The 18005-nt window shown below is 69.8% G+C and carries 14 protein-coding genes and 1 pseudogene; 9 read left to right on the top strand and 6 right to left on the bottom strand.

What is annotated here, in order from left to right; translation table 11 throughout:
- The first annotated feature begins 9 nt into the window (after positions 1-9).
- The 4 genes from ACYQ8K_RS20870 to ACYQ8K_RS20855 are packed head-to-tail and all read left to right on the top strand — an operon-like array spanning position 10 to position 5065.
- A complete protein-coding gene (locus ACYQ8K_RS20870) occupies positions 10-1626 on the top strand; it encodes an AMP-binding protein (protein WP_459971972.1) in 1617 nt (538 codons plus the stop codon).
- Positions 1619-2401, top strand: coding sequence for an SDR family NAD(P)-dependent oxidoreductase (locus ACYQ8K_RS20865; RefSeq protein WP_459971970.1), 783 nt, complete (start codon positions 1619-1621; stop codon positions 2399-2401). Before ACYQ8K_RS20870 ends, ACYQ8K_RS20865 begins: the two co-directional genes overlap by 8 nt.
- Positions 2398-3870: an acyl-CoA synthetase gene (locus ACYQ8K_RS20860; RefSeq protein ID WP_459971968.1), complete on the top strand. Its 1473-nt coding sequence runs from the start codon at positions 2398-2400 to the stop codon at positions 3868-3870. Before ACYQ8K_RS20865 ends, ACYQ8K_RS20860 begins: the two co-directional genes overlap by 4 nt.
- 34 nt (positions 3871-3904) lie before the next feature.
- The gene (locus ACYQ8K_RS20855) at positions 3905-5065 is read left to right on the top strand and encodes an NDMA-dependent alcohol dehydrogenase (protein ID WP_459971967.1); all 1161 of its coding nucleotides are present in this window, start codon (positions 3905-3907) and stop codon (positions 5063-5065) included.
- A 21-nt stretch (positions 5066-5086) separates the two neighbouring features.
- Here ACYQ8K_RS20855 and ACYQ8K_RS20850 read toward each other — a convergent pair whose 3' ends face one another.
- A complete protein-coding gene (locus ACYQ8K_RS20850; RefSeq protein ID WP_459971965.1) occupies positions 5087-5548 on the bottom strand; it encodes an SRPBCC family protein in 462 nt (153 codons plus the stop codon).
- A gap of 63 nt (positions 5549-5611) precedes the next feature.
- Here ACYQ8K_RS20850 and ACYQ8K_RS20845 point away from each other — a divergent pair, with 63 nt between their 5' ends.
- Positions 5612-5986, top strand: coding sequence for a nuclear transport factor 2 family protein (locus ACYQ8K_RS20845; protein WP_459971963.1), 375 nt, complete (start codon positions 5612-5614; stop codon positions 5984-5986).
- Positions 5987-6029: 43 nt separating this feature from the next.
- Complete coding sequence (locus tag ACYQ8K_RS20840; protein ID WP_007769504.1) at positions 6030-6254, top strand: hypothetical protein; 225 nt, start codon at positions 6030-6032, stop codon at positions 6252-6254.
- Positions 6255-6350: 96 nt separating this feature from the next.
- Here the strand turns inward: ACYQ8K_RS20840 and ACYQ8K_RS20835 are convergent.
- Positions 6351-7087, bottom strand: a pseudogene (locus ACYQ8K_RS20835) (DUF899 domain-containing protein).
- Between the two features lie 27 nt (positions 7088-7114).
- Positions 7115-7414: a hypothetical protein gene (locus tag ACYQ8K_RS20830; protein WP_459971961.1), complete on the bottom strand. Its 300-nt coding sequence runs from the start codon at positions 7412-7414 to the stop codon at positions 7115-7117.
- Between the two features lie 161 nt (positions 7415-7575).
- On the opposite strand from ACYQ8K_RS20830, the gene ACYQ8K_RS20825 reads away from it, so the two are divergent.
- Positions 7576-8451 (top strand): RNA polymerase subunit sigma-70, encoded by an 876-nt coding sequence (locus ACYQ8K_RS20825; RefSeq protein ID WP_459971960.1) that lies wholly within the window; start codon positions 7576-7578, stop codon positions 8449-8451.
- 160 nt (positions 8452-8611) lie between these two features.
- Entirely contained in the window at positions 8612-13444 is a 4833-nt protein-coding gene (locus ACYQ8K_RS20820) for an HAD-IC family P-type ATPase (RefSeq protein WP_459971958.1), read from the top strand.
- Between the two features lie 5 nt (positions 13445-13449).
- Here the strand turns inward: ACYQ8K_RS20820 and ACYQ8K_RS20815 are convergent, their stop codons facing one another.
- Both ACYQ8K_RS20815 and ACYQ8K_RS20810 read right to left on the bottom strand, forming a co-directional pair.
- Positions 13450-15012, bottom strand: a complete 1563-nt coding sequence (locus ACYQ8K_RS20815; RefSeq protein WP_459971957.1) for an AMP-binding protein — start codon at positions 15010-15012, stop codon at positions 13450-13452.
- Positions 15002-15898 carry an SDR family NAD(P)-dependent oxidoreductase gene (locus ACYQ8K_RS20810; protein ID WP_459971955.1) on the bottom strand — a complete coding sequence of 299 codons (897 nt, stop codon included), beginning with the start codon at positions 15896-15898 and terminating at the stop codon, positions 15002-15004. Before ACYQ8K_RS20810 ends, ACYQ8K_RS20815 begins: the two co-directional genes overlap by 11 nt.
- Before the next feature lie 302 nt (positions 15899-16200).
- Here ACYQ8K_RS20810 and ACYQ8K_RS20805 point away from each other — a divergent pair, with 302 nt between their 5' ends.
- Positions 16201-16944 (top strand): cutinase family protein, encoded by a 744-nt coding sequence (locus tag ACYQ8K_RS20805; protein ID WP_459971954.1) that lies wholly within the window; start codon positions 16201-16203, stop codon positions 16942-16944.
- Positions 16945-16965: 21 nt separating this feature from the next.
- Here the strand turns inward: ACYQ8K_RS20805 and ACYQ8K_RS20800 are convergent.
- The coding region (locus ACYQ8K_RS20800) for an aldehyde dehydrogenase family protein (RefSeq protein ID WP_459971953.1) at positions 16966-18005 on the bottom strand (1040 nt) is incomplete at its 5' end.

Raw genomic sequence — 18005 nt, 5'->3', positions numbered from 1 at the left:
GAGGTCGCGGTGATCGCCCGGACCGCCCAGGATGCGCCGCACGCGCCGGAGGCATACCGGCGCGGATTGTGGGTGCGCACGACGCTGGCCGATGCGCTGCGCGCCGCTGCGGCGCAATCGCCGCACCGAACGATTCTGGTGGACAACGACATTCGTCTCGACTGCGCCACGCTGGACGCTCAGGCCAGCGCGCTGGCCGGAGCCCTGTTGGCCCGCATGCCCCCGGGTAGTGTCGTGTCGTTCATGCTGCCGAACTGGCACGAGAGCGCCGTCATTTACCTGGCGGCAACGCTGGCCGGCATGGTGGTGAACCCCATCCTGCCGTCGCTGCGCGACCACGACCTTCGCTATATCCTCCAAGACGCAGGCACAGCAATGGTTTTCGTTCCACAGCGATACGGCGAGCATGACTACGTTGACATGCTGGAGCGCATGAGGGCCACAATGGACCGGGCACCCGAGGTGGTGGTGCTACGCGGTGACGCAGGGCCGCACACACCGTATGCGGCCCTGCTGGAGCCGCCGTCGCGGGACGTGGCCCTGCCGGCGCTGGATCCCGACGCCGTCCGGATGATCCTGTACACGTCGGGCACCACGAGCCGGCCGAAAGGCGTCCTGCATACCCATAATTCGATGCACGCGCTCATCTGCCAGATCCGCGACCACTGGGCGATCGAACCCGGCGACACGTTCCTGGTGCCGTCTCCGGTCGCCCATATCGGCGGCTCGATATACGCCTTCGAATGCCCGCTGCTGCTGGGCACCACGGCGGTGCTGATGGACCGATGGGACGCGACCGGGGCGGTCGCCCTGATGGACTCGCATCGGTGTACCCACATGGCGGGCGCGACACCGTTTCTGCAACAGCTGTTGTCCGCCGCGCAGCGGGTCGGTACCCGCCTGCCCGACCTGAAGGTGTTCATCTGCGGGGGCGCGTCCGTATCACCGTCGTTGATCCGCCGTGCCGCGCAGTATTTCGACCGCGCGGCGGTCACCCGGGTGTACGGCTGCACGGAGGTGCCGGTCGCGACCGTTGGTGCGCCACGCCCGGACGAAGCGGATCGCGCGGCGGACACCGACGGCAGGCCGGCAATCGCCGAGATCAAGCTGGTCGCGCACGAGGCCGCACCCGCCGGCGACGGGGAGATCTGCGTCCGGGGTCCGCAGATGCTGCTGGGCTACCGGCACCCCGAGGACGATTCGTTCGATGCCGCAGGCTTTTTCCGCACCGGGGACCTCGGCCGCTGGGTCTCATCTGGTTCCGAAGACCAGTATCTCGTTGTGACGGGCCGGGCAAAGGACGTCATCATTCGCAGCGGCGAGAACATCTCAGCCAAGGAGGTCGAGGACCTGCTCGCCGACCATCCCGGCATCGCCGAGATCGCGGTTGTCGGGCTGCCCGACGACCGTACGGGCGAGCGGGCCTGTGCGGTGATAGTGCCCGCGTGCGGACAGACACCGGATGTCGCGAGCCTGCTCGACCTGCTGGTGAGCAAGGGCGTCGCCAAATTCAAGGCACCGGAACGGGTTGTGCTCGCCGATGCCCTGCCGAAGAACGACGCGGGCAAGATACTCAAGCATCAGATCCGCGCGGCCTTGACGCAGGCGGAGACTAAGGATGGGTGAGATGCAGGTCGCAATCGTCACTGGAGCGAGCAGCGGTATCGGCCTGGGGTGCGCGGCGAAGCTCGCCGAGATGGGCATGGCCGTCGTCGGCACCGGTCGCGACAAGGATCGGCTGGCCGAGCTGGAAACGGCCATCGGCGATCCCGAACGCGCCGCAACCATCGCCGTCGATCTGACCGACGATGACGCGCCGCGGCGCATCGTGGACCTCGCGGTCGACCGGTGGGGTCACATCGACTTCCTGATCAACAATGCCGGCGTGGGCAGCCCCAAGCCGCTGCACGAAACCGACGACGAAACGCTGGACTACTTCCTGGGGTTGATGCTGAGGGCGCCGTTTCGGCTTTCGCGAGAGGTGTTGCCGCACATGGTTCCCGGATCGGCGATCGTCAACGTGACATCGACCTTCGCGGTCGTCGGCGGCCTGCGCGGCGGCGCCTACTCCGCCGCCAAGGGCGGGCTGACCGCGCTGACCACTCACATCGCCTGCCAGTACGGCGCGTCCGGCATCCGCTGCAACGCGGTCGCGCCCGGGGTGACCGTGACTCCGATGATCGAAAAGCGTTTGCAGGATGAGCGATTCCGCAAGATCAACACCGAGATGACGCCGCACCAGCGGCTGGGCCGCATCGACGACATCGCCAGCACCGTCGCATTCCTGTGCTCGCCGGGCGGAAGCTTCATCAACGGCCAGACGATCGTCGTCGACGGCGGCTGGAGTTCGACGAAGTATCTCTCGGAGTCGGCGCTGGCGGCACAGTGGGTCGAGCGATGAATCTGTTCGCGCTGCTCGATCAGGCCGCGAGCCGATTCCCCGATCGCGGTGCGGTCTACCTCGGCGACCGGCGGGTGTGCACCTGGATCGAGTTGCGCGACCGGTCCTTACGCCTGGCCGCGTCGATCCGGCAGCAGCATGACACGGGTGCCCGCATCGCGATCGCGACCCACAACCGCCCCGAGATCATCGAATTGATGTTCGGTACCTGGGCCGCCGAATGCGTCGTCGTCCCGATCAACTACAAGCTGCATCCGCGTGAGATGGTTCAGATCCTCGACGACGCTGGAGCGTCACGGGTGTTCGCCTCGTCGGCGATCGGTGCCGAGCTCGCGCCGATGACCACGGTGGCGACGGAAACCATTGATTCCGAGGACTATTCGCGGCGGTTTGCCGCCGATCCGTCGGCGCTTCCGCACGCCGATCCGTCGGCGCTGGCATGGCTGTTCTACACCAGCGGCACCACCGGCCGGTCCAAGGGAGCGATGCTGACCCATCGCAACCTCACGGCGATGACGGTCGCGCATCTGGCCGACATCGATGCGCCCGACGAGCACTGCAGCCTGGTACACGCGGCACCGATGTCGCACGGCTCCGGCCTCTACATCCTTCCGTACGTACTGCGCGGCGCCCGCCAAATACTGCCCACCTCGGGCGCATTCGATCCCGGCGAATTCCTGGACCTCTGCGAGCACCACCCGACCGCCAGCGCCTTTCTGGCCCCGACGATGGTGCAACGGCTCGTCGATACGGGCCGGGCCCGTCCGGCCAACCTCGCGACGATCGTCTACGGCGGCGGGCCCATGTACGTCGACAGCCTGCGCAAGGCGATCGCGGCGTTCGGACCGATCTTCGCGCAGATCTACGGGCAGGGCGAGTCACCGATGACCATCACCGGGCTACGGCGCGCCGACCACGAATCGGGCGACGACGCGATCCTGGGCTCGGTCGGTTACGCGCGATCGGGGATGGAGGTCGCGGTGCTGGGCACGGACGGCCGCCCGGTGCCGCCGGGCGAGATCGGCGAAATCGTTTGTCGCGGAGACGCGGTGATGGCCGGGTACTGGAAAAACCCCGAAGCCACCCGCGCCGCGCTCAAGGACGGCTGGCTCTACACCGGAGACATGGGCTCGTTCGACGCGCGCGGGTTTCTTACCCTGCGCGACCGGTCGAAGGACGTCGTCATCAGCGGCGGCAGCAACATCTACCCCCGCGAGGTGGAGGAGGTCCTGCTCGAACACCCCGACGTCGCCGAGGCGTGTGTGGTGGGCACCCCCGACGCCGAGTGGGGCGAGATCGTGGTCGCCTTCATCGTGGGCGCGGTCGAACCCGCGGCGCTCGACGCGCATCTGCTGGAGCGCATCGCCCGCTTCAAACGGCCCAAGCGGTACGAATTCGTCGACGAGCTACCGAAAAACAGCTACGGCAAGGTGCTCAAGCGTGAACTGCGCGCCAGTCTCGCGCACTGAGCCCATACGCCAGGAAAATCAAGGGAGGTCGCAAATGAAGTGTCGCGCCGCTGTCATCCGCGGGGTCGGCCGGGACTGGGAGATCCGCGAGATCGAGCTGGACCCGCCGCACGCGGGCGAGGTGATGGTGCGGATGGCCGTCGCCGGAATCTGCCACTCCGACGACCACCTGTTCACCGGCGACGTGGTCCCGACGGCCGAGGCGGTCGCCGCCAGCGGCCAGCCGGCGCCGGACTGGTTCCCGCTGCTCGGTGGCCACGAAGGTGCCGGTGTCGTCGAAGAAGTCGGGCCCGGCGTGACGTCGGTGCGGCCGGGCGATCATGTTGCGCTGTCGTTCATTCCGGCGTGCGGCAGTTGCCGCTTCTGCGTGAACGGCCAGAGCTACATCTGCGACATCGGCGCGAGCCTGTTCGTCCGGGAGATGCCCACCGACGGAACGTGCCGCCGGCACCTGGGCGACGAAGACCTGTTGGCCTACGGGCAACTCGGCACGTTCGCCGAGTACGCGGTGCTGTCGGAGCGGTCGGTCATCAAGATCGACGACGCGATCCCGTTCCATGCCGCGTCGCTCGTCTCCTGCGGGGTCAGCACCGGCTGGGGTTCCGCGACGATATCGGCCGGCACCGAACCCGGTGACACCGTCGTCGTCATCGGCGCCGGCGGTGTCGGGATGAACGCCCTGCAAGGCGCGCGCGCCGTCGGCGCGAAGTACGTCGTCGCCGTGGATCCCATTGATTCCAAACGGGATTCGGCCAAGATCTTCGGCGCCACCCACACCGCCGCCTCCGCACAGGACGCGATACCGCTGGTCAATGAGATCACCGCCGGCCTGATGGCCGACCGCGTGGTGATCTGCCCCGGCGTGGTGCACGTCGACCTGCTGCCGTTGGCGATGGCGCTGCTGCGCAAGGGCGGCGTTTGCGTGCTCACCGGCATCACCCCGTTCACTGAACCCCCGGTTCCGCTGGTGCTGCAGGAGATGACGCTGTCGGCCAAACAATTGCGGGGAGCGCTGTACGGCGGGATGAATCCGCGCACCAGCGTGCCGATGCTGCTGTCGATGTACCAGGCCGGCGCGGTGAAACTCGACGAGTTGGTCACCCGCCACTACCGGCTCGACCAGATCAACGAGGCGATGACGGACCTGCGGGAGGGCCGCAACATTCGCGGCGTGATCGATTTCGCCGGCGCGTGATCCCCGTCCGCGCGCATCCGATCAACCGGGCTCGAAGTGACTCCGGATGCCGGCCAGCATCTTGACGTGCGCCCTGACCCCTTCGCGGATGGTCACCCCGGCAAGTGGTCGCGGCGCGGCGATCGAAATCCGCTCGGTGATGCGGGTGCCGCCGTCGACCGGCTCGAAGCTCACCCTGCCGCGCAGCCGCACCCCGGGCGATTGGTCGGCCTCGGTCAACACGTCGCCACGGACGGGCACCCGCAGCCGGGCCTGATAGCGGGTTCGGATAGTCAACGGCCCCAAGGGGATCCGGTCAACCACGCGATAGGTCTGCTGGTAGCCGTCCGGCGTTTCGCTGCGGGACACCGTTTCCACGGACACGATCAGCGGGTGCACCAGCTTGATGTTGTTCAGGTCCACGTAGAAGTCGCGGACGGCATCAGGCGGCGCCGGCACCTGTTCAGACAGGGTCCGATCGGCGTGGACGGTCCACCAGCTCATAACAGGAACCTAGCCCGACGACGGCGCCGCGCTTACCGTGGACCCACGAGCGAGGGAGAAGACATGGGCACCCAAGGTCAAGTTGTCGAGCGCTACCTGGAATGCCTCGCCGCTCACGACTGGGCCGGACTGGCCGACACCATCGCCGAGGAAGGCCTGACCCGCGAGGGGCCGTTCTGCGACGTGGTCGAGGGCAAGGCGCGCTATGTCACCTTCCTGCGCACGGTGTGCACCGAGCTGGAGGGCCATCAGCTGCACGTGCGGCGGATCTCGCATGTGGACGACTCCCGGGTGTCGTACGCCGAGCTGTCCGAGACATTCGAGATCGACAGCGTCGCGACCACGTGGCCCGAATGCATTCTGTTCGAGCAAGACGACGACGGATTGATCTCTCACGTCAGCGTGTTTTTCAAGCAGCGGCCCTCCGGCGCCACATAGCGGTCTATTCCCTCCCCCACGGAATTGACCTAACGTGTCATGGATGGAGGCAGATGCAACTCCGGAGTCGGTGCCGGTCGAGAAATTGCACTCGGGCGACCCGATCACCGATTGTGGTCAGCGGTACATAGTTCTCGAATCAAAGGCGCTCGGCGATAGCTGCGTGGTTCTCGAGCTGGAGTCCAGGGTGGACCACCACCTGCAGGTCATCGAAAAGTCATTCCCGGCCGGGTACCAGGTCGACAGGGCACACCACCGAATTCTCTGACGAATTCCGGTCGCCTTGAATAATGCGCGAGTAGCCGTCCGACGGCTACCGCGTATTCGTGTTTTCCGAACCAAATTGCAATTCGCCTGACGCCCTTTACTTCTCGCGCGGCGGCCGTTGGTCGTTGGGGTCGTTCGGGTCGGGCTCGCCGAACCACCGCGACGGCTCATGCTCGCCGTACGCGTCGTGCCAGTCCCACCACTCGTATGGAGCGGTCTGCGGGCAGCCCGGCGGCGAATCCTCCCAGTTTTCCTGGCGGCCAGGGCGGTCATGTCGAGGAAGCTCCATGTGGTTCCGAGAGCCTCGTCACCGCGGTTGTTGACGAAGTAGGTGCGGAACACCCTGTCGCCGTCGTGGATGAAGGCGTTGGTGCCGTGCCACTCGTCTACCCCGAAATCGGCGTCGAAGTCGTCGATGATCGTGTACCAGGGCATCTTCCAGTCCATTCGCGCCTTGAGACGCTCGATGTCGGCCCGTGGCGCACGCGAGGCGAACACCAGCGTGGTGTCGCGGGCGTTCAGGCGCGCCAGGTTGCCGACATGGTCGGCGATCATCGAGCAGCCCCGGCACGCGTGGTCGGGCCAGCCGTCGATGCCTGCTCCGTAGAAGGCGCGGTACACCACGAGCTGACGTCTGCCTTGGAACAGGCCCGGCAGGTCGACCCTTCCTTCGGGTCCGTCGAACTCGTAGCGCTTGTCCACGGCCGTCCACGGCATCCGGCGCCGCATGGCCGCGAGCGCGTCATGGGCCCGGGTGAGTTCCTTCTCCTTCGCCAGCAGTTGCCGGTGCGCGCTCGCCCATTGCTGGGCGGACACGATCGGCGGTGTGTTCATCGCTGTGTGCCTTTCGGTCTCGGATGGTCAGGCCAGCGGCGAGAGGCCGGCGGAGGTGAGCAGGTAGGCGTCCTGGCCGGTGGGCTCGCCGGTCGCGATCTCGAGCACCGACTTGCCGACCTGCTGGGCGGTGAGCGCGGGCCCGCCGGCCTGCACGAAGGACTCGACGTCGACACCTTGGCGGTTGGCGTAGGCGGTGAACCCGATCCCGAGCCCCGCGCGCTGCGCTTCGATGCCGGCATAACTGGTGATGAACCTGACGGTCGCCTTCGCACCCGCATAGCCGCCCGACAGCGGCGACCCGTTCAGCGCGCCGCCGCTGGGCATCACGATCACCGCGGCGCCGGGGCGCCAGCGGGCGCAGCAGTGCCTGGCGAACCCAGTGGAACGCCTGCGCGACGTCGGAATTCCAGTTCTCGCTGAACGTCTCCCAGGTCTGCTCCTGCAGCGGCAGCATCGACGGCGTCGCGCCGGCGCACAGCACCAGGGTGCGCGGCCGGTACTCGTCGATCAGCCGTTCGGCCGTCGCCGGATCCACGGCGCCCAGCTCGGCGACGCCTTCACGCCGGTGGTGGCCGACGTGGCTGTATCGGATCGCGACGACCGCCTGCCTGCGGGCGCTGGAAAACCGCGCCCGCCGCGTGCTGCCGATGGGCGTGGGGAACGGCTCGATCGAACCGGACGCCGATTTCGACGCGAAGGCCGGCGCGCACGCCTGGCTGGAGCCCATCCCCGACGCGCTGATGTTCAAGAGCCCCGAAGACGACCTCGCCGCCAAGCAGATCGTGCGGCTGGCCGTGATGACTGCCCTTCAGGAGCTTCCGCCGCGGCAGCGCGCGGTGTTGATCCTGCGCGACGTCGTGCAGTTCAGCGCCGCCGAGGTTGCCGAACTGCTCGAAACCACGCCCGCGGCGGTCAACAGTTCGCTGCAGCGCGCCCGCGCCCACCTCGCCGAACTGTCCCCCACCGAGGGGAGCATGTCCGAGCCCGGCGATGCCGAGCGCCGCGAATTGCTCGACCGGTATTGCGCGGCATTCGAAAACGCGGACATGGCCGCGTTGACGGCGCTGCTGCAGGCCGACATCAAACTCGAAATGCCGCCGATGCCAGTGTGGTTCACCGGTCGGGATGCCGTGCTGCGATTCCTCGCCGCACGCGCCCTGGCCGGGCCCGGCGATGTTGTGATGATCCCCACGGCCGCGAATTCGCAACCCGCCGTTTCCGAGTACCGGCGCGGCGCCGACGGTGCGATGCGGGCCCATTCCATTCACGTGCTGACCACCGGTGCGACCGGAGTCACCGGCATCACCGTCTTCCTCGACCCCCGCTTGTTCAGCACGTTTGGTTTGTCGCCAACCCGGTAACCTTGGAGCAGGGACGTAATCGCACCCTTGCTCTCTACGGGAGGCCCGACCTGCATCGTCATCGGTGTCGTCGCACGGTGTTACCTTCCCGCCCACGTGTGGACAGGTACTCCACACGCCAGGATCATTAGGCGCGGTAGACGAAGTTGAAGGGTGACGAGTGAAGATTCCCGGCGTTTCCAGCGTCGTAGCCGGTGTAGCTGGCGGAGCCGCGCAGGTGGTGCGGGCCGGTGTGTCCACCGCCGCGGGTGCCGCGGGCGCGCTGCAGACGTTGGCCAGCCCGGTAACCGAACTCGCCGGCCCGGTAATCCAGTCCGTCGCCCAGACGACGGGCCGCGCGATCGGGTTGGACGGCTCATCCAACGGCTCCCCCGGCGCCGTCCTGCCGCCGGTGCGCTGGCACAGCGGGCACCGCGTGCACCTGGACCTGGATCCACTGCTTCCGTTCCCACGCTGGCACGAGTACGCGCCCGCCGTGGAAGAGCCGGTGCGCCGGATCCCGGGTGTGGCCGAGGCGCACGTCGAGGGCGCACTGGGCCGCCTGGTGATCGAACTGTCCGACGACGCGGACGACGGCGCTGTCCTGGACGAGGTGCGCACGACGGTGTCCTCGATCGCTGCCGACATCACCTGGTCGAAGTCGGAGCCGCAACTGCCTTCCGCGCCGTTCGCCGACCCGGGCAACCCGCTCGCGATTCTGGTGCCGCTCACCGCGGCGGCAATGGATCTCGTCGCGATGGGGGCGGCGGTCACCGGATGGGTCACCCGGCTGCCGGCCGCGCCGCAGACCACCCGCGCCGCGGCCGCGCTGATCAATCATCAGCCGCGCATGGTCTCGATCCTGGAGGCGCGGCTGGGCCGGGTGGGCACCGACATCGCGTTGGCCGCGACGACGGCGGCCGCGCACGGCCTGACCCAGTCGTTCGGCACCCCCCTGCTCGACCTGACGCAACGCACCCTGCAGGTCTCCGAGGCGTCGGCGCACCGGCGCGTATGGCGTGACCGCGAGCCGCAGCTGGCCTCCCCCGACCGGCCGCAGGCTCCGGTGGTCCCGGTCATTTCCTCGGCCAAGTCGGAGGTGCCCCGGCACAGCTGGGCCGCGGCGGCGGCCGGCGAGGCCTCCCACGTCGTGGTCGGCGGAACGATCGACGCCGCGATGGACAAGGCCAAAGGCTCGATGGCCGGGCCGGTGGAGAGCTACGTCGATTCGGCGGCCAACGGCTCGCTGATCGCCGCGGTCAGCGCGCTGGTCGCCGGCGGCGGCACCGAAGACGCGGCCGCCGCCATCGAGGCCGGGGTGCCCCGCGCCGCGCACATGGGCCGCCAGGCGTTCGCCACGATTCTGGGCCGCGGGCTGGCCAATTCCGGCCAACTGGTGCTCGACCCGGGCGCCCTGCGCCGCCTGGACCGGGTGAAGGTGGTCGTCATCGACGGCGCCGCGCTACGCGGCGATCACCGGGCGGTCCTGCATGTCCGCGGCGACGCCCCGGGCTGGGACGACGACCGGGTCTACGAGGTGGCCGACGCGCTGCTGCACGGCGAGGAGGCGCCCGAGCCCGACCCGGATGAGCTGCCCGCAACCGGTGCGCGACTGAAATGGGTTCGGACCCAAGGGTCGTCGGCGACGCCCGCGCAGGGCCTGGAACGCGCCGACCTTATCGTCGACGGCGAGTGCGTCGGCAGTGTCGACGTCGGCTGGGAGGTCGACCCCTACGCGATTCCGCTGTTCCAAACCGCGAACCGCACGGGTGCGCGAGTGGTGCTGCGTCATGTCGCGGGCACCGAGGACCTCACCGCCAGCGTCGGCACCACACATCCGCCCGGCACGCCGCTGCTGAACGTGGTCCGGGAGCTGCGCGCCGATCGTGGACCGGTGCTGCTGATCACCGCACTGCATCGGGATTTCGCCTCGACAGACACCCTGGCCGCGCTCGCGATCGCCGATGTCGGTGTGGCCCTTGACGATCCGCGCGCCGCGACGGCGTGGACCGCGGACATCATCACGGGGACCGATCTGGCCGACGCGGTGCGCATCCTGTCGGCGATCCCGGTGGCCCGGTCGGCCAGCGAGTCGGCGGTGCACCTGGCCCAGGGCGGCACCACGCTCGCCGGGCTGCTGCTCGTCACCGGTGAGGAGGAGGCGAGCACCAGCCCGGTGAGCTTCCGGCGCTGGCTCAACCCGGTCAACGCAGCCGCCGCCACCGCGCTGCTGGCCGGAACCTTCTCGGCCACCCGGGTGCTGCGGCTGCCCGATCCCACCCCCCAGCCGCTGACCGCCTGGCACGCGCTGGATCCCGAGATCGTGTATTCGCGGCTGGCCGGCGGCGCGCGGCCGATGGCCGTCGAAACCGAGCCGTCCTGGCGGCGGCGTCTCGATGACCTGTCGTACAGCCCGGCGCTGGCACCGCTGCGCACGCCCCTGCACAACATCGCCCGGCTGGCGTCGGCCACCCGGACAGAGCTGGCGGATCCGCTGACCCCCATCCTGGCCGTCGGCGCGGCCGCGTCGGCGATCGTCGGCAGCAACGTCGACGCGCTGCTGGTGGCCGGCGTCATGACCGTCAACGCGATAACCGGTGGGGCGCAACGGCTGCGGGCCGAGGCCGCCGCCGCCGAGCTGTTCGCCGAGCAGGACCAGCTGGTGCGCCGGGTGGTCGTCCCGGCCGTGGCGACGACGCGCCGCCGGCTCGATGCCGCGCGGCACGCGACCCGCACCGCGACCGTGTCCGCGAAGTCCCTGCGGCCCGGCGATGTCATCGACCTGGCCGCTCCCGAGGTGGTCCCGGCCGATGCCCGCCTGCTGGTCGCCGAAGACCTCGAGGTCGACGAGTCCCTGCTGACCGGCGAGTCGCTTCCGGTGGACAAGCAGGTCGACCCCGTCGCCGTCAACGACCCCGACCGCGCCAGCATGCTGTTCGAGGGCAGCACGATCGTCGCCGGGCATGCCCGGGCGATCGTCGTCGCCACCGGGGTCGGCACCGCCGCGCACCGCGCGATCTCAGCGGTCGCCGACGTCGAGACGGCCGCAGGAATCCAGGCCCGGCTGCGGGAACTGACCAGCAAGGTGCTGCCGTTGACGCTGGCGGGCGGCGCGACGGTATCGGCGCTGGCGCTGCTGCGCCGCGCGCCGCTGCGCCAGGCGGTGGCCGACGGCGTCGCGATCGCGGTGGCCGCCGTCCCCGAGGGCCTGCCGCTGGTGGCCACCCTGTCCCAGCTCTCGGCGGCCCAGCGGCTGACGGCCCGCGGGGCCCTGGTTCGCGCACCGCGCACCATCGAAGCGCTGGGCCGGGTCGACACCATCTGCTTCGACAAGACCGGCACGCTCACCGAGAACCGGCTGCGCGTGGTGTGCGCCGTGCCCGACGACGTCGACCCGCACGAGCCCTTCCCGAAACTGACCGACCCCGAGTCGGCCGGCCTGCTGCGGGCCGCCGCGCGCGCGTCCGCTCAGCCGCAGGAAGGCCAGGGGCACGCGCACGCCACCGACGAAGCGATCCTCACCGCGGCGAGTTCGCTGAACGGCCAGAGTGATTCGGACTGGGAGATGGTCGCGGAGGTCCCGTTCGAGTCCAGCCGTGGCTTCGCCGCCGCGATCGGCACCGTGGGCCACGACAACGGGCACCCGGCGGACTCGCCGGTGCTGGTCCTCAAGGGGGCGCCCGAGGTCATCCTGCCGCGCTGTAAGTTCGCCGACCCGGAAGCCGACCAGCAGCGGGCCGAGGCTGTGGTGCACGGCCTGGCCGAGCAGGGCCTGCGGGTGCTCGCCGTCGCGCAGCGCGGCTGGAAGCACGAGACCGACGACGACGACACCGACGCCGACGCTGTGGACGCCGCGGCGCAGAACCTCGAACTGCTCGGCTACGTCGGCCTGGCCGACACGGCCCGGGCATCGGCGCGCCCGCTGATCGAGGCGCTGGTGGACGCCGACCGCGACGTGGTGCTGATCACCGGCGATCACCCGATCACCGCGCGGGCGATCGCCCAGCAGCTGGGCCTGCCGGCGGACGCGCGGGTGGTGACCGGCGCCGAGCTCGCCGGCCTCGACGAGGACGCGTGCGCCCGGCTGGTCGCCGACGTGCAGGTGTTCGCCCGGGTCAGCCCGGAGCAGAAGGTGCAGATCGTGGCCGCCCTGCAGCGCTGCGGGCGGGTCACGGCGATGGTCGGCGACGGCGCCAACGACGCCGCCGCCATCCGGATGGCCGACGTCGGTATCGGGGTGAGCGGTCGCGGTTCGTCGGCCGCCCGCGGCGCCGCCGACATCGTGTTGACGGACGAGGACCTCGGCGTGCTGATGGACGCCCTGGTCGAGGGCCGCAGCATGTGGGGCGGGGTTCGTGACGCCGTCACGATCCTGGTCGGCGGCAACGTCGGCGAGGTGTTGTTCACCATCATCGGGACCGCCTTCGGCCAAGGCCGCGCGCCGGTGGGAACCCGTCAGCTGCTGCTGGTCAACCTGCTCACCGACATGTTCCCCGCGCTCGCGGTCGCGGTCACGTCGCAATACGTCGAGCCCGACGAAGCCGAATACGAATCCGCCGAAGCCGCCGACGAGGCCCGCCGCCTACACCGCCGCGCGGTGCTCACCGGCCCGACGCCCTCGCTCGACGCCCCGCTGATGCGCCAGATCGTGACCCGCGGCGCCGTCACGGCGGCGGGGGCGACGGCCGCCTGGGCCATCGGGCGCTGGACGCCGGGCACCGAACGCCGCACGGCGACAATGGGTTTGACCGCGCTCGTGACGACACAGCTGGCGCAGACGCTGCTCACCCGACGGCACAGCCCGCTCGTGGTGGCGACCGCCCTGGGCAGCGCCGGCGTGCTGGTCGGCATCGTGCAGACGCCGGTGCTCAGTCAGTTCTTCGGCTGCACGCCGCTGGGCCCGGTGGCCTGGTCGGGTGTGCTGGGTTCGACGGCCGGTGCCACCGCGATCTCGGCGCTGGCACCCAACTGGCTGGCCAAGCAGGTCGCCGCCCTGGAGCCCGGCGAGGAGTGAGCCTTTTAGCCGGGCAGTTCTTTGCGCAGCACCTTGCCGGTGGGGTTGCGCGGGATGGTGTCGACGACGTTGATGTCGCGGGGCTGTTCGAAGCGAGAGACCCGGCCCTTGAGGTACTCCCGCAGCTCGGCCACGTCGATCTCGCTGCCCGGCTGCGCGACCACGAACGCCGCCAGCCGCTGACCGAACCGTTCGTCGGGGACGCCGATGACCGCGTTGTCGGCGATAGCGGGGTGCTGGGCGAGCGCGTTCTCCACCGCACGCGGATAGACGTTCTCGCCGCCGGAGATGATCATGTCGTCCTCGCGGCCGACGATGAAGAGCCGGCCCGCGTTGTCCAGATAGCCCATGTCGCCGGTGCTGGTCATGCCGTCGACGACGGCTTTCGCCGCGCCATCGGTATAGCCCTCGCTGGTCAATTCGCCGCCGACGAAGATCCGCCCGGTGACCCGCGGCCCGACCGGCTTGTCGTTCTTGTTGTAGATGCGCACCGGGCAGCCGACGACGGGCCTGCCGACGGTTTCGGGGGCTTCACGCAGATCCGCCGGCGTGGCCAGCGCGCCGATGCCGACCTCGGTGGAGCCGTAGCCGTTGTAGAGGACGTCGCCGTAGGCGTCCATGAACCGCTGGCCCAGCGTGGGGTCGAGGCGGTCGCCGCTGGAGATCACGGTTCGCAAGTAGGGCAGCGGGTTTCGCTCACGCACCTGCTCGGGCAGCTCCAGGATCCGCGCGAGCACGACCGGCACCGCGGTGAAGGCGTCGGCGCGGTGCAGCGACGCCTGGGCCAGCGCGGCCTCGGCGTCGAACTCGCGGCGGGTCAAAACGGTGCCCCCGAGCGCGAAGGTCAGCATCAGCATGCCCAGCCCCAGCCCGTGAAACATGGGCATCGCCACCGAAACCCGCGAACCGGTGCGCAACCGGGTGCGATCGAGGATCGTCACCCACACGCCCACCGCGGAGCGCAACTGCGGTGTGCGCGGCACGCCCTTGGGTTTCCCGGTGGTGCCCGACGTCAACAGCACGATGCGGCCGGGGGTGGCGACGTCCGGGCGAGCGCCCTCGTCGGCACCGATGGTCGCCGGATCGACCGTGACGACCGATTCGTCCGCACTCCGGACCCGATCGGCGAATTCGGCGTCGGCGACCACGGTCGAAATGCGGTGGGCCTCGACGGCGGACGCCAGCGCATCGCTGCGGAACTCCGTGCTCATCGGCACGACGTCGGCGCCCAGCAGGGCCGCGGCGAAAACCCCCGCCACAAAACCACGTCCGTTGCGGCACATCACCCCGACCGCCTGCCCGGGGGCAGCGCCGTCGGCGGCCAGCCGCCGCGCCAGCGACTCGGTCGCTCGCTGCAGCTGGCGATAGGTCAGCGCGCCGTCGTCGTCGACGATCGCCGTCCGGTCGGGCCAGCGGGCGGCGGTGACCGCCAGCAGCGTGTACGGATTCGTGCCGCCCCGGCGTGCCTCGCGCAGCAGCCGGAAACCCGCGAGCGGGGCCGGCGGGGCGAGCAGACCGGAGCGCAGCAGGGCCCGGGCGGCGGTGGTGACTACGCGATCAGTCGTCATCGTCGGCCTCATCGGTATCGGGCTCGCTGAAGAAGCGGCGATGCCACAGCCGCGCGGCGTAGTCGGCCGGCCCGGCCAGCAGCACCGAGGCCAGCTCGGCCGGCAGCACCCAGGGCGGCGCGATGGTGCGCGGCCGCTCGATGATCGCCTTGGCGATGGCGTCGGCGGCTTCGTCGGGCGACAGCCCTGGAAGGCTGCCCAACAGCGGGGTGGGCTCGATCATCCTGGTGCGGACCAGCGCGAAGTAGACGGTGGTGACGTCGACGCCGTCGGTGTGCAGTTCCGGGGCGACGCTGCGCAGCCACCGGTCGAAGGCGCCCTTCGACGCCTGATAGGCGCCCCACTGCGGACCCGGCGCCACCCGCACCGCGACGCTCGACACGTTCACGATGTGCCCGCTGCTGTTGCCGCGCATGCCCGGCAACAGCCCGAGCAGCAGCCGCACCGGCCCCAGGTAGTTGATGTCGATGGTGCGCTGGAAGTCGTGCGGCCGGTCGTACTGCTCATGCAGCGAGCGGCGCAAGGACTTGCCGGCGTTGCTTACCACGATGTCGAGCGGGCCGTGCTCCTCGGTGATCTGCTTGGTCAGGGTGCTGACCGCGGATTCGTCGGTGAGGTCGGTCGGGTAGGCGACCGCGCGACCCCCGCCGGCGTTGATCGACGCGGTGAGGTCGCAGAGCCGTTCCTCGGACCGGGCGACCACCAGGACCGTCGCCCCGGCGGCGGCCAGGCTGCGCGCGGTCGCCTCACCGATGCCGTAGGACGCGCCCGTCACCAGGATGGTCTTGCCGAGCACGGCGCCCCGCAACTTGTCGGGGTCCGACACCCGCGCCGGGTTGGCCACGTGGTCCGTGACCGTATTCAGGGCCTGCGCTATTGCGTTCAACTTCGCTGCCGCATTCACTCGAGCCGCTAGCCGGGGTCGGGCGGTTGCTTCACCGTGCACCCGGCTCGTAACTACAAGTAGCAGACCACATTGCGGTGCGGGCCCGCGCTCCGCCCCGGCCAAGACGGCTCCCGGAGACCTCGGCGATCGATGGGCGTAGGCCGCCCGGGCGCCCGCACCGGATGAGCGCCGCGCACAACCAATCTCGGCCCGTCCGCATCAGCGGCGGTTATTTTATGAGAACACAGTAATTTCGGTGTTTCCTGGGTTTAGCGGGCGTGTCGGCTGGGCACAATGGCGGCATGATTGCGCGTCAATTAGTTCGTTCCCTCGGTTCAGCAGCAGTTCTCGCAGCGTCGGGCGTGGCCGTCTCGGCCGTGTCCACCTCCGTTATCCCGTCGGCCTCGGCCCAGTGTCCCGACGTGCAAGTGGTGTTCGCCCGCGGCACCGGTGAAGCACCCGGCGTCGGCCCCACCGGGCAGGCCTTCGTCGATGCGCTGCACCAGCGCGTCGGCGGGCGGTCGTTCGACGTGTATCCGGTCAACTACCCCGCCAGCGACCAATGGGATACCGGCATCGACGGCATCAGAGACGCGGGCGCCCACATCAATTCAATGGCCCACGACTGCCCCAACACCAAGATGGTGCTCGGCGGCTACTCGCAGGGCGCGGCCGTGATGGGGTTTGTCACCTCGGCCGCCGTGCCCGACGGCATCGACCCCAACACCGTCCCGAAGCCGCTGTCCCCTGACGTCGCCAACCACGTGTCCTCGGTGGTGCTGTTCGGCATGCCCAACGTGCGGGCGATGAACTTCCTCAACGAGCCGCCCGTGGTCATCGGCCCGCTCTACCAAGACAAGACCGTCAAGGTGTGCGCCACCGAGGACCCGGTCTGCTCCGACGGGATGAATTTCGCCGCGCACGACACCTACGCCGACGACGGCGCGATGATCGACAAGGGTGTCGCCTTCGCCTCCAGCCATCTGGGTACGGGCGGGCCCGGCGCACAGTCGGTCGCATCGCCGCACGGCAGCTTCGGAGAGTAACGGCCCGACGGGGATTGCGGGCTAATCCCTGATGAAGCCCTTGTTGCGCATCAGGGCGTCAGCCAGGAATCCGTCGTGCGGAATGTGCGGCGCGTGCCACCACGTCGGATGGCGCCCGAGGTAGACGTTGCCGACGGTCGGGTCGGCGACCAGATCGTCGATCAGCGTCTCGTCTCCGGTGATCGCGGTGACGACGAGCGAATGCCGCAGTGACCGCACCCCGGCCTCGCGCGTCCAGGCCGACACCCACACACACGGGAAGGGCAGTTCGAGGTTGAGCGTGCCGACGTCGGGTTCGGGCAGCAGGTGGACGGCCGGGCGCAGTGCGGCATAGCCATCCCCGAGATCGGCGACCACCTGTTCGGCGCCGAGCAGCGGGGTTGACGCGGCGGCCTTGGCCGCCAACAAGTTCGCCAGGGCGCGCGCCTTTTCGACGGGCAGGGTGGGCAGGTTCGCCCGCTCGTCGTCGGTGGGCAGCGGCTCGATGGTCGCCAGTCGGTCGGCGATCGCCCGGGCCAGAGGGAGGGGATCGCCCTGGTAGAGCACCGCGGTGGCGTTGACGCACGCCATGCCGCCGTGGTTGGCGATCGAGTCGACGATGACGTCCAGGTAGTCACGCCAGTCCCGGTCGGCGGTGATCACGATCTTGGTGCGCCCCGGTCCGTTCACGATCACCGCCGGATCGCCGGCGTACTTGTCGACCACGTCCTGGCCGCCGTACACCATGGCGAGGTCGGCGGACCGGATGATCTCGTCGGCGCCGCCATGGTCGGTGGGCAGATAGACGGCGTCCTCGGCGCGAAACCCGGCCTGCCGTAGCGCGCACACCAGCCGATGCGCCGTCAGCGGTTCGCGCCGCGATGGGCGCACCGCGACCCGGTAACCCAGCGCCAGCGCCTGGGGCCAGAGCCCATGAACACCGGGGCCGTTGCCGGCCGCGTGCACGGCGAACACCTCCCCCCGGCGCGCCCCCCCCGCGCCGCCCCCCCCGGGGGGCCCCACGCGCCCGTGCCGCGCCCCCCCCCCCCGCCGGGCCGGGCGCCCGGGCGGGGACCCCCCCG

It is taken from the genome of Mycobacterium sp. MUNTM1 (genome assembly GCF_054660795.1).
Note: the sequence above shows the minus strand (reverse complement) of the source record. Positions and strands in the feature narration are given on the sequence as shown.